The following is a 12005-nucleotide window of genomic DNA, read 5'->3' as shown; positions in this document are numbered from 1 at the left end:
CCACACCATCAAGGGCGACTATTTCGGCCCCTTCGCCAGCGCCGGCGCGGTCAACCGCACGCTCAACACCCTGCAGAAGGCGTTCCTGCTCAGGTCCTGTTCCGACAGCGTCTACGAAAGCCGCACCCGGCCCTGCCTGCTGCACCAGATCCGCCGCTGCGCCGCCCCCTGCACCGGGCTGATCGGGCTCGACGACTACGCCGCCCTGGTCGGCCAGGCCGAGGACTTCCTGCGCGGCAAGAGCCGGGCCGTGGTGCAACGGCTGTCCGAAGAGATGCAGGCGTCATCCGACGACATGGAATTCGAGCGCGCCGCGCGCCTGCGCGACCGCATCCGGGCGCTGGCCTCCATCGCCCAGGAACAACAGATCAATCCCGAAACGGTGGACGAGGCCGACGTCTTCGCGCTCTTCGCCGAGGGCGGCCAGGCCTGCGTGCAGGTGTTCTTCTTCCGGGCGGGACAGAACTGGGGCAACCGCGCCTATTTCCCCCGGCTGCCGGGGCTGGGCGTCGACCGGTCCGACGAGGACGCCGAGGTGATGACCGCCTTCCTGGGCCAGTTCTATGACGACAAGCCGATCCCGAAGCTGATCCTGGTCAACGTCCAGCCGGCGGAGACCGAGCTGCTGGCCGAGGCCTTCGCCCTGAAGGGCGGCCGCAAGGTGGAGATCAACCGCCCCCAGCGCGGCGAGAAGCGCCAGCTGGTCGAGCATGCCGTCATCAACGCGCGCGAAGCGCTAGGGCGAAAAATGGCCGAGAGCTCGGCCCAGTCGAAGCTGCTGGCCGGGGTCTGCGACGCCTTTGGCCTCGACGCGCCGCCGGAGCGGATCGAGGTCTACGACAACTCCCACATCATGGGGACCAACGCGGTCGGCGGGATGATCGTCGCCGGGCCCGAGGGGTTCCAGAAATCCCAGTACCGAAAGTTCAACATCAAGGGGACCGACATCACCCCCGGCGACGATTTCGGGATGATGAAGGAGGTGCTGAAACGCCGCTTCTCGCGCCTGGTCAAGGAAGAGGCCGAGGGCGACGCCGCGCCGCGCCCGGACCTGGTGCTGATCGACGGCGGCGCCGGCCAGATCTCGGCGGTGATGGAGGTCATGGCCGACCTCGGCGTCGACGACATCGCCGTGGTCGGGGTCGCCAAGGGCCCTGACCGCGACGCCGGCCTCGAACGCTTCTTCATCCCCGGCAAGCCCTACTTCATGCTCGAGCCCAAGAGCCCGGTGCTCTACTACCTCCAGCGCCTGCGCGACGAAGCCCACCGCTTCGCCATCGGCACCCACCGCGCCAAGCGCAGCGCCGAGATGAAAAAGAATCCGCTGGACGAGATCGAAGGCGTCGGCCCGGGCCGGAAGCGGGCGCTGCTGCACGCGTTCGGGAGTGCGCGGGGGGTGAGCCGGGCGAGTGTGGATGATCTCCTGAAGGTGGAGGGGGTCAGCGCGCCGCTGGCCGAACGGATCTACGGGTATTTCCGGAAGGGGTAACGCCTAGATCCTCCCCCAGGGCGAAGCCCGATTGAGGGGGAGGTGGATCGCGGCGCAGCCGCGAGACGGAGGGGGTTCCAGCCCGCTCCGCGAGCCGCCGCCAGCTCAGTCCCCGTGTTCCAGAAGCCCCAGGATTGTCCGCACCGCGTCATCCAAATCCCGCAGGATCAGCGCCGCAGACAACCGCAGCGTCTCGATCCCCTGCGCGGCCAGCCAGGCATCCCGCCACTCGTCCCGCTCTGGCCGATCCCCGAAACTGTGGCTGGACCCATCCACCTCGATCGCGAGCTTTGCGGCGTCGCAATAGAAATCGAGGACGTAGGGTCCGACGGGATGCTGTTTGCGAAAATGCAGCCCATCGACCTGCCGCCCCTTGATCGCCTTCCAGAGCAGCACCTCCGGCAGGCTCATCGCCCGCCGCAGCGTCTTGGCGCGATCCTTGGTGACGCGGGAGCCGTCCATGGGGGGAGCCTACAAGATCTTCCCGGGCGGCCAAGCTTCAGATCCTCCCCCAGGGCGAAGCCCGATTGAGGGGGAGGTGGATCGGCGCGGAGCGCCGAGACGGAGGGGGTTGAGGGCCACTCTGCGCCTCTGCGGCTGGACACCTCGCTATCGAATAGGGAACGTCGAGTCGTGGATTAAATCTGTGAGGATTGCGCGGCCGACGCTAGAATAAGGCAGGCAACCACCGGCTGTCGACCGAGCTTGGTCAAGGATCGGCCGATGGCCAGCGACCTCTTGGGCGTCGTCTCACGCCCTGGGCTGCAACCCCCTCCGTCTCGCGGCTGCGCCGCGAGCCACCTCCCCCTCAATCGCGCTTCGCGCTGGGGGAGGATCTGGGACAGTGCCCCCCTAAACCTCCCCCGCATCCTCCCGAAACCGGTCCAGCTGGTGCATGCGCTGGTGGAGGAGAGTGACGACGCCCACGGCGCCGTCGGGCAGTAGCTTCCAGTAGATGACGTGGCGTTCGTGACGGGCGTACCAGCCGTTCTTGCCGAACTCGGCGGGGATGCGGCGCCAGACGATCTCGCGCCGCGCGATGGCTGCGAAGGCGTCGAACAGGCCGCGGATGTAGCGGTCGGCCTGGGCCTCGCCCCAGGTCTCGCGGGTGTAGGCGTAGATCTCATCGAGTCGCGCGCCAGCGGCCGGCGAGAGCCGGACGGGCGGCGTCAACGCGCGCCGTCGACGGGCCGGCGGTTGCGGGCGATCACGGCGTCGGCGTCGAGGACGTTGTAGCCGTCGTCAGGCTGGGAGAACGCCAGATCGAGTTCGGCTTTCAGGCGTCCGAAGGCCTCGGCCTCGGCGCGCGCCTTGTCCCGCCGGATCAGGTCACGCACATATTCGCTGACGTTGTCGTAGGCGCCTTCGGCGCCAACGTTGCCGGCGACGTAGTCGCTGAGCGCGCCGGTCAGTCGGACGTTGAGGTTCATCGGCTTGGTCATCGGGGGGTCCATTTCGTACAGATATATGACGATATTCTGTACGTCGCAACCGAGGCGGGATTGTGGGACAGGCGCACCTGTCACTGTCCCGAAGGGACGGAGGGGGTTCCCGCTCACCTACCTCACATTCTCCACCCTCACCACGCTGCCCACCGCCTTCGGGTCGCGCGCGTCCTTCACCACCGAGACGTACAGATGGCGCTCGCCCGCATCGAACGCCACGTTGGTCGTGCCGTCGCCGGCCGCGATCCTGAACACGCGCAGCAACTTGCCTTGCGGCGAGAGCTTAAGGATCTTGCCGCCGAACCACTGGGCCACGTAGATGTCGCCGCGTCGGTCGACCTTCAGGCTGTCCGGCCCCAGCCAGGGCGAGGGGTTGCGGCGCGGGACGAGGCTGTCGAGCAGGGCGAAGTTGGCTCTGTGGGTCAGCGCGCCGTCCGGACCCACGGCGAACCTCAGGATCGATCCGGAGACCGTCTGGCTGACGTAAAGGGTCTTGCCGTCCGGAGAGACGCCGACGCCGTTGGCGTAGTTGAGGTCGCACGCCACCTCCCGCCACGTCGCGGCCCCAGGCGCGAGGTACAGCACCTTTCCCATCAGTTCGCCCGGCGGACCGACGCCGTCATAGGGTCCGAACACCGTGGCGTAGGCGCCGCCGTCGGGCGCCACGGCGATGTCGTTGATCCCGCCGACGAACCTGGCGCCCTTGTCGGTCGTGTCCCAGCGGCGGAGCAGCTTGCCATCCAGGCTCAGCTCCAGGATCGCGCCGGGATCGTCCGTACACGCCAGCAGGAAGGTTCTCTGTTTGCTCAGCGCCAGGCCGTTGTGGCCGCAGGCGGGGTCGGTGTGCAGCACCGTGGTCCTGTGGCCGTCCCACTTCGATAGCGTATTGCCCATCCAGCCGACGAAATAGAGCACCCCGTCCACCACCAGCGGCCCCTCCGGCCCCAGCACGTTCTTCACAATGACCAACTCGCCGGCGCCCCTGGCAGCCGGAGCGGCTACAGCCGCGCAAGCGCCGCTCAGTGTCGTGGCCGCAAGGACAGCGCCCAGCGTCCGTCCGGTCCATCTGATGGGTGTCATAGCTGAAGGTCCCCCGCGGCTCCCCGCGCCCGCATCTGGCCCACGAAGTCCCCGCGCCGGCAAGGCGGCGGCCACCACCGCCCCCTCAGTTCACCGCCCGCCCGTGGCCCTCCCAGAACGGGGCGCGCAGGTCGCGCTTGAGCACCTTGCCGGCGCCGGAGAGGGGCAGGGGCTCGCTGCGCAGCGTCAGGCCGCGCGGGTGCTTGTAGTTGGCGATCAGCGGGGCGCAGTGGGCGGTCAGGTCGGCCACCGTCAGGGTCTGGCCGGGGCGCGGGACGACGATGGCGTGGACCGCCTCGCCCCAGCGCGCGTCGGGCACGCCGATCACCGCCACCTCGGCCACCGCGGGATGGGTTGAGATCGCGCTCTCCACCTCGGCGGTGAACACGTTCTCGCCGCCGGTGACGATCATGTCCTTCATCCGGTCGACGATGAAGATGAAGCCGTCGTCGTCGCGATAGGCCCCGTCACCGGTGCGGACCCAACCGTCCTGCAAGGTTGCGGCGGTCTGCTCGTCCAGCCGCCAGTAGCCGTGCATGGCGCCCGGGCTGCGGGCCAGGATCTCGCCCACCGCGCCGGGGACCACGTCGGCGCCGGCTTCATCGACGATGCGGATCTCGCACCCGGGCGCCGGTCGGCCCGCCGAGGCCAGCCGCGACGCGCGGGGGCCCTCCAGCACATGGTCGCGCGGCGTCAGCACCGTGACGATGGGGGCCATCTCCGTCTGGCCGTAGATCTGGGTGAAGCCGATCCCCGGCAGCCTTTCCATCGCCTGCGCCAGCGTGCCCCGGGGCATCGGCGAGCCGCCATAGCCGACAGTGCGCAGCGAGCTCAGCCGCTCCGGTGAGAAATTCGGATGGGCCAGCAGCATGGCGATCATCGTCGGCACCATGACGGTCTGGGTCACCCCATGGCGTTCGATGGCCGCCATCGCCGCCTCCGGCTCGAAGCGCGGCACATAGACGTGGGCGGCGCCGACCAACGAGCCGGCCCCGCCCAGGCAGCCGTCGGCCATGTGAAACATCGGCGCGGCATGCAGGATCACGTCGTCGGGCTCGATCCCCAGCGCCTTGGAGCCGATCAGGTTATTGTACCAGAGCGCCCGGTGGGAAATCATCACGCCCTTGGGAAAACCGGTGGTGCCGCCGGTATAGTAGAGCCCCGCCAGGTCCTCGCCGCCGGCCTCGGCGTCTGCGCGGGGCGCGCTGGCCGCGATCAGGTCCTCGTAGGCCCCGATGCCGGGCGGCGTCGCGCCGTCATCGCAGAAGACCAGGTGTCGCACGCCTGGCGCGGCCGCCTGGATGGCTGGGATCAGCCCGGCGAACGCGCGATCAACAAACAGGACTGCCGACCCGGAATTCTCCAGCGAATAGGCGTTCTCGGCGGCGGTCCAGCGGACGTTCATCGGCACCACCACGGCGCCCAGCCACCAGACCGCCGACAGGAACTCGGTATAGCGGTCGCCGTTGAGCGCCAGGATCGCCACCCGGTCCCCCCTGCCGACCCCCAGACCCGCCAGACCGCCGGCCAGCCGCGCCACCCGATCCTGCGTCTGCGCCCAGGTCCGGTCGCGGCCGGCAAACCGGGTCGAGGGCGCGCCAGGGCGGTCGCCGGCCGCGCTCTTCAGCATCTGAGTCAGACCGTACACGCGCGCCCCCGAACATTCGATGCGGCACATCGCATCGCCCCGGCCACACTTTAGGAACTGAGGCGCGCAGGTAAATGGCGAAGGTTCGCGCGCCCGACCGACTCCGGCTAGAGTGTTGAGGAACAAAGCGCCGTCGGGTGCGCTGGATTGGCTGATGAAATCCCTCCCCAACATCCTGACGTCCCTGCGCCTGGTCCTGGCGCTGTTCATGTTCCTGGCGTTCGCGGCCGCGGCCGGGGCCGTGCCGGGACTGTCGGATCATCTGTCGCCGGAGACCCAGTTCGCGCTGCAGCGGTGGGCGATCTACGCCTTCGTGGTCGCCGCCGTGACCGACTTCTTCGACGGCTGGCTGGCCCGCCGGATGGATGCGGAAAGCCTCTGGGGCGCGATCCTCGATCCGATCGGGGACAAGGTGCTGGTCTGCGGGGCGATCCTGGGCTTGATGGCGCTGGGCGGCGCGCAGCCGATGGTGCTGCTGCCGGGCGGCCTGATCCTGTTCCGGGAATTCACGGTCAGCGCGCTGCGCGAAGTCGGCGCCGGCAAGGGCATAAAGCTGCCGGTCACCCAGCTGGCCAAGTGGAAGACCACGCTGCAGATGGTGGCCCTGACGATGGAGCTAGTGGTCGGCGCGTGGGGCGCCTTCCCGCTGCTGCCCCAGGATCCGGCGATCCAGGGGCCGGCGACGATCCTTGCCCACAGCCTGTTCTGGCTCGCTACGCTGGTCACCCTGGTCACCGGCGCGCAATACTGGGAACAGACCCGAAAGGCGCTCCGGGCCTGATCAGCCGGTGTCGCGCGCCTTGGCGAGCTGGTCGTCGCGCCAGCCCTTTTCCTGCTCGACCGTCTCGTCGGGGACGAGCCCGGCGAAGTCTTCCGGTTCGTAGAACGGGCGCACCTCCAGGGTGTCGCCGTCCTCCATCGGCGCGCGGCTGGCCCATTCCATCACCTGGGCCATGTCCTTGACCTCCCAGATCCAGAAGCCGCCGATCAGCTCCTTGGTCTCGGCGAAGGGACCGTCGGTGACCGTGGGCTTGCTGCCGCGGAACGTCAGGCGCTTGCCGTTCGCGCTGGCCTTCAGGCCCGCGGCGTCGAGCAGGATGCCGGCGGCGATCAGCTCGTCGTTGAACTTGCCCATCTCGATGAACATCGACGGATCATCCGGCAGGACGCCGGTCTCCGACTGGGGGGTGGCTTTGACGACAACCATGACACGCATTGGGCAGCTCCTTGGCCTGCGGCTTCTCCCGGAACGACGACTCTTATGGCGACGATCCGACAAATCGCCGAAAGTTTTTCAGGCCGGCGCCGGAACCGCGAAGAACGGCGCCGGCGTCAGGATCTGGTTCTCCTGCTTGGTCACCAGCCCGCCGACCTGGGCCACATACGCCAGCCAGCCCTCGTCAGCCCACAGCGCCGCGCGCCGTCTGGCCCGTTCCTCCATGTTGTCATAGGCCCACAGGTGGATCACCTGGTTCAGCGCCCCCACCTCGACGGCATAGTAGCCGACCAGGTGGCCGAGAATGCGCTTCTGGATCGCCAGGCCAGCCTCGCCATAGAGCTTGAAATACCGGCCGGTGGCGCCCAGGGCCAGGGTATAGGTCCGCATTTCGACAATCATATCCGTTGCTTCCTCAGCATTCCGCCAGGTTGACGGCGAGCCCGCCCAGCGAGGTTTCCTTGTAGACGTGGCTCATGTCCTCGCCGGTGCGCTTCATGGTGGCGATCACCTTGTCGAGGCTGACCGAGTGCTGGCCGTCGCCCAGCAGGGCTAGGCGCGAGGCGTCGATGGCCTTCACCGCGCCCATGGCGTTGCGTTCGATGCAGGGGATCTGCACCAGGCCGGCGATGGGGTCGCAGGTGAGGCCCAGGTTGTGCTCCATGCCGATCTCCGCGGCATTCTCGATCTGGGCGTTGGACGCGCCCAGAGCCGCCGTCAGCCCGGCCGCGGCCATCGAGCAGGCGACGCCCACCTCGCCCTGACAGCCCACCTCGGCGCCGGAGATCGACGCGTTCTTCTTGTAGAGCGCCCCGATGGCCGCCGCCGTCAGCAGGAAGGTGCGCCGCCCCTCCGCCGTGCCCTGGTGGAACCGGTCGTAGTAACGCAGCACCGCCGGCAGCAGGCCCGCCGCGCCGTTGGTGGGCGCGGTGACGACCTTGCCGCCCGCGGCGTTCTCCTCGTTTACCGCCAGCGCCCACAGGTTCACCCAGTCCAGCGCCGCCAGGGGATCGGCCAGGCGCCGGTCGGCGTCGGCGATCAGGCTCTGGTGGACCTGGAAGGCGCGGCGCTGGACGTTCAGGCCGCCCGGCAGGACGCCGTCGGTGCGCATGCCGCGTTCGATACAGGCGTACATGGCGCCTGCGATCTCATCGAGGCCCGCGTCGATGGCCGCGTCGTCGCGGCGGACCCGCTCGTTGGCGCGCATCAGCTCGGCGATGGACAGGTCAGCGCCGGCCGCCATCTCCAGCAGCTCCGCCCCACTGTCGAACGGATAGGGGACCTCGACCAGGGCCGCGGCCTCCGGCGGCGTGTTCAGCCCCATCTCGCCCTCGTCGCGCACGAACCCGCCGCCGATGGAGAAATAGCTGCGCTCGGCCAGCTGTCCCCCCGCGTGGTCGAAGGCCGAGAACCTCAGCGCATTGGGATGCTGCGGCAGGCGCGTGCGGCCTTCCCAGAGCAGATCCCTGGCCTCATCAAAGGCGATCCCCTGGCGGTCGCCCAGACGGAGCCAGTGGTTGGCGCGCACCTCGCCCACCACCCGCTCCGCGTCATCCGGATCGAGGCCGCGCGGGTCGAAGCCCGACAGCCCCAGAATCACCGCGCGGTCGGTGGCATGTCCGCGTCCGGTCAGCGCCAGGGACGCATAGAGCGTCACCTCCACCCGCGCCGTCTGTTCCACCCGGTCGCCCAGCCGTTCCAGGAACCGGCCGGCGGCCGTCATGGGCCCCATGGTGTGCGAGCTGGACGGCCCGATCCCCAGCTTGAACAGGTCGAATGCGCTGACGTTCATGGGCGCGGCGCAGCCCGCTGGAGGAGCGGGACAAAACCAAACGCGATCTGTGCGGCAAGGCCAATGGCGCCCGCCGGCGTGGCAAAACCTTCCAGCCAGGCGCGGGCAGGCCGGCCGAAGGCGAGCAGCGAGAGCGCGAACTCAGCGATCATCAGCAGCAGGAACGCCAAGGCGCCCATGATGAGCCTTTCGCCGACGGCCGGTCCGACGCCCAGCCGCCGCACCGTCCAGCGGCAGGCGAGCCAGCTCGCCGCCAGCACCAGCGGGGCCTCGACCAGCACCGCGGCGACCTCGCCCACCCGTGGGGCGACCACCAGAACCCGCACGACCCCCAGAGCGAAGGCCCACGCAAAGACGATCGCGAAATAGACCGCGCCGGCCCCGGTCGCCCGGGCGATCGGGGTTGCGACCCGCATCGCTCAGCCCGCGACGCTGGCGGCGGGGGGCGGGTCGTCCGGCGCCGGAATGAACTCCGCGTCGTCGGCGTCGGGCAGCTTCATGCGCCCGGCGCGCCAGTCGGCCTTGGCCTGGGCGATGCGGTCCTTCGAGGAACTGACGAAATTCCATTCGATGAACCGTTCGCCCAAGGGTTCGCCGCCCAGCAGCAGGACGATGGCGTCGGTCGCGGCGGTGAACAGCACCGGCTGGCCAGGCGCGAAGACCAGCATCTGGCCGGCCTGGAACGGGCGGCCGTCCACCTCGACAACGCCTTGCGCCACATAGGCGGCGCGCTCGGGATATTCGGCCTCGAGCTGCGCCTTTGCGCCGGCTTTCAGCGCCCAGTGGACATAGAACATCGGCGAATGGACCTTGACCCTGGCCTCCGCGCCGAACGCCTTTCCGGCGATCAGCCGGGCCCAGAGGCCGTCGGCGCTCTGATAGGTCGGCAGGTCGGCCTCGCCGTGATGGGCGAAGGCGGGCTCCGTCTCCTCGTCCGCCTGCGGCAGGGCCACCCAGGCCTGGATGCCGTGCATCGTCCCGCCCTTGGCGCGCAGGTCCTCGAACCGTTCGGAGTGGGTGATGCCCGAGCCTGCCGTCATCCAGTTGACTTCGCCTGGCAGGATGACCTGGGTCTGGCCGACGCTGTCGCGATGGGTCATCGCGCCTTCGAACAGGTACGACACCGTCGACAGCCCGATGTGCGGATGCGGGCGGACATCGGCGCTTCTGGGGAACCCGGCTTCGAATCGCGCCGGCCCCATGTGGTCGAAGAAGATGAACGGCCCGACCATCCGATGGCCCGCGTGCGGCAGCACGCGGCCGACCTCGAACCCGCCCAGATCGCGGCGTTTCTGGTCGATGACGAGCTCGATCATGGGGACTCCTCTTCCTTTCCCACGAAGTGGGAGAGGGGGACCGCCGGCCGAAGGGCCGGTGGTGGAGAGGGAAGGCCACATCCGCCGCGTACGCAACAGCCGCCTTGGCCCGGCGCCTGAGGCTTTCCCTTTCCACCCCCCGCTCTTCAGCCGGCTGCGCCGGCTTCGGCGGGCGGTCCCCCTTTCCCGCGAGCGGGAAAGGAAGGGCCTCAGCCTTGCGAGCTCACATACTGGCTGATCAGGCCCAGCGGCGCGGCGGTGGTGTTCTTCACCGAGCGGATGACGATGCGGCTTTCGATGTTGGAGATCAGGCCCAGCGACAGGATCCGCTCGCGCAGGAACTCGTCGAAGGCGTGCATGTCGCGGGTGACGATGCGCAGCTCATAGTCCGCCGAGCCGGTGACCGTGGCGCACTGCACCACCTCGGCCATGCGGGTGATCGCGGTTTCGAAGGCGTCGAGGTTGTCCTTGGTCGGCAGGCTGAGCTTGACGGTGCAATAGACCTCGAACGCCAGGCCCAGCTTCTCGCGGTCCAGGATGGTCACCCGGCGCTGGATGACGCCTGCGTCCTCCAGCCGTTTGATCCGCCGCCAGCAGGGGCTGGAGGACAATCCGACCCGCTCAGCGATCTCGGCCACCGACAGCCCGGCGTCGTGCTGGATCAGGTCGAGAATCTTAGCATCGACGGCGTCGAGCACCTCAGACAAGAATTCCTCCCCCGCCTGCCGGCCCCGCGCGTTGTTCTTGCCCCGGAACCGACAGCCAGGGGCACGCTTTTGGCAAGCAATTGCCGCCATCTTATAGGATCTTCCAAGGCGCGCGCGAAGAGCAGAAGGAAGAAAATTGCGATGCGGCACGCTGAAGTGACGCTCGACGACAAGTTTTTGCTCACCGAGGGGCGGGTATTCATCACCGGCGTCCAGGCGCTGCTGCGCGTGCTGATGGACCGCCGCCGGCTGGATCTGGCCGCGGGCCTCAACACCGCCGGCTTCGTCTCCGGCTATCGCGGCTCGCCGCTGGGCGGCCTCGACCAGCAGGCCGGCCGGGCGCGCAAGTTCCTCCAGGCCGCCGAGGTGGTGTTCAAGGAAGGCGTCAACGAGGACCTCGCCGCCACCGCCGTCTGGGGCAGCCAGCAGGCCAACCTGTTCCCCGGCAGCGCCAAATTCGATGGTGTCTTCGGCATGTGGTACGGCAAGGCGCCCGGCGTCGATCGCACCGGCGACGCCTTCAAGCACGCCAACTTCGCCGGGACGTTCCCCAAGGGCGGGGTGCTGGCGGTGGCCGGCGACGACCACAATTGCAAGTCCTCGACGCTGCCCTCGCAATCGGAATACGCCTTCCAGGATTTCGAGATGCCGGTGCTGTCGCCGGCCGACGTGCAGGAGGTGCTGGACTACGGCCTGCTGGGCTATGCGATGTCGCGCTACTCGGGGCTCTGGGTCGGCCTGATCGCTCTCGCCGACACCATGGATTCTGGCGTCACCATCGACATCGGCCTCGACCGCCACAGCCACGTCCTGCCCGACAACTTCCGCATGCCGGCGGGTGGGCTGGGCATCCGGCTGAAGGACCAGCCGATGGACAAGGAGCGCCGGCTGCGCACCCAGAAGCTGCCCGCCGCCCTGGCCTTCGCCCGCGCCAACAGGATCGACCGGGTGATGCTCGGCGCCTCGCGACCCCGCCTCGGCATCGTCTGCCAGGGCCAGGCCTACAAGGACGTGATCGAGGCGTTCGCGGCCATGGGCATCTCCTTCGCCCAGGCCGCCGACCTGGGCGTGGCGATCTACAAGGTCGGCATGCCCTGGCCGCTGGAGCCCACGGGCATCCGCGCCTTCGCCGCGGGCCTTGAGACCCTGAAGGTCATCGAGCACAAGCGCCCGCTGATCGAGACCCAGGCGCGCGCGGTGCTCTATGAGCTGCCCGCCCACGCCCGGCCAAAGATCATCGGCAAGACCGACGAGCACGGCGCCCCGCTGCTCTCCGAGATCGGCTCGCTTACGGTCGCCGAGGTCGCCCTGG

Annotated in this window: 13 protein-coding genes and 1 pseudogene; 3 read left to right on the top strand and 11 right to left on the bottom strand. The window is 68.9% G+C overall.

Going from position 1 to position 12005, the window contains the following annotated elements; all coding sequences use genetic code 11:
- On the top strand, window positions 1-1489 hold a 1489-nt coding region (gene uvrC / locus RMN86_RS00200), incomplete at its 5' end, for an excinuclease ABC subunit UvrC (protein WP_309603803.1).
- 105 nt (window positions 1490-1594) lie between these two features.
- Here the strand turns inward: uvrC and RMN86_RS00195 are convergent.
- The 5 genes from RMN86_RS00195 to RMN86_RS00175 form a co-directional block, all read right to left on the bottom strand.
- Entirely contained in the window at window positions 1595-1951 is a 357-nt protein-coding gene (locus RMN86_RS00195; protein WP_309603802.1) for a DUF559 domain-containing protein, read from the bottom strand.
- 390 nt (window positions 1952-2341) lie between these two features.
- Complete coding sequence (locus RMN86_RS00190) at window positions 2342-2662, bottom strand: type II toxin-antitoxin system RelE/ParE family toxin (protein WP_309603801.1); 321 nt, start codon at window positions 2660-2662, stop codon at window positions 2342-2344.
- Window positions 2659-2931, bottom strand: a complete 273-nt coding sequence (locus RMN86_RS00185) for an addiction module antitoxin (protein WP_309603800.1) — start codon at window positions 2929-2931, stop codon at window positions 2659-2661. Before RMN86_RS00185 ends, RMN86_RS00190 begins: the two co-directional genes overlap by 4 nt.
- Window positions 2932-3048: 117 nt before the next feature.
- Window positions 3049-3894: an SMP-30/gluconolactonase/LRE family protein gene (locus RMN86_RS00180; protein WP_309603804.1), complete on the bottom strand. Its 846-nt coding sequence runs from the start codon at window positions 3892-3894 to the stop codon at window positions 3049-3051.
- A 205-nt stretch (window positions 3895-4099) separates the two neighbouring features.
- Window positions 4100-5662 carry a long-chain-fatty-acid--CoA ligase gene (locus RMN86_RS00175; RefSeq protein ID WP_309603799.1) on the bottom strand — a complete coding sequence of 521 codons (1563 nt, stop codon included), beginning with the start codon at window positions 5660-5662 and terminating at the stop codon, window positions 4100-4102.
- A gap of 154 nt (window positions 5663-5816) precedes the next feature.
- Between RMN86_RS00175 and pgsA the strand changes: the two genes are divergently transcribed.
- The gene (gene pgsA / locus RMN86_RS00170; protein ID WP_309603798.1) at window positions 5817-6443 is read left to right on the top strand and encodes a CDP-diacylglycerol--glycerol-3-phosphate 3-phosphatidyltransferase; all 627 of its coding nucleotides are present in this window, start codon (window positions 5817-5819) and stop codon (window positions 6441-6443) included.
- Here the strand turns inward: pgsA and RMN86_RS00165 are convergent, their stop codons facing one another.
- The 6 genes from RMN86_RS00165 to RMN86_RS00140 all read right to left on the bottom strand — a co-directional run bounded on the left by RMN86_RS00165 (window position 6444) and on the right by RMN86_RS00140 (window position 10693).
- Window positions 6444-6878, bottom strand: coding sequence for a YciI family protein (locus tag RMN86_RS00165; protein WP_309603797.1), 435 nt, complete (start codon window positions 6876-6878; stop codon window positions 6444-6446).
- A gap of 78 nt (window positions 6879-6956) precedes the next feature.
- On the bottom strand, window positions 6957-7268 hold the full coding sequence (locus RMN86_RS00160) for an NIPSNAP family protein (protein WP_309603796.1): 312 nt from the start codon (window positions 7266-7268) through the stop codon (window positions 6957-6959).
- A 25-nt stretch (window positions 7269-7293) separates the two neighbouring features.
- The gene (locus RMN86_RS00155; RefSeq protein ID WP_309603795.1) at window positions 7294-8670 is read right to left on the bottom strand and encodes an L-serine ammonia-lyase; all 1377 of its coding nucleotides are present in this window, start codon (window positions 8668-8670) and stop codon (window positions 7294-7296) included.
- On the bottom strand, window positions 8667-9086 hold the full coding sequence (locus RMN86_RS00150) for a hypothetical protein (protein WP_309603794.1): 420 nt from the start codon (window positions 9084-9086) through the stop codon (window positions 8667-8669). The genes RMN86_RS00155 and RMN86_RS00150 overlap by 4 nt, the downstream gene beginning before the upstream one ends.
- A 3-nt stretch (window positions 9087-9089) precedes the next feature.
- Window positions 9090-9986, bottom strand: a complete 897-nt coding sequence (locus RMN86_RS00145) for a pirin family protein (RefSeq protein ID WP_309603793.1) — start codon at window positions 9984-9986, stop codon at window positions 9090-9092.
- Window positions 9987-10195: 209 nt separating this feature from the next.
- Window positions 10196-10693, bottom strand: coding sequence for an Lrp/AsnC family transcriptional regulator (locus RMN86_RS00140; RefSeq protein ID WP_309603792.1), 498 nt, complete (start codon window positions 10691-10693; stop codon window positions 10196-10198).
- 141 nt (window positions 10694-10834) lie between these two features.
- On the opposite strand from RMN86_RS00140, the pseudogene RMN86_RS00135 reads away from it, so the two are divergent.
- Window positions 10835-12005, top strand: a pseudogene (locus RMN86_RS00135) (indolepyruvate ferredoxin oxidoreductase family protein); the annotation flags it as partial.

It is taken from the genome of Phenylobacterium sp. (assembly GCF_031360265.1).
Taxonomy (GTDB): domain Bacteria; phylum Pseudomonadota; class Alphaproteobacteria; order Caulobacterales; family Caulobacteraceae; genus Phenylobacterium.
The sequence above is the reverse complement of the archived record's forward strand: the minus strand, read 5'-3'. Positions and strand labels throughout refer to the sequence as shown.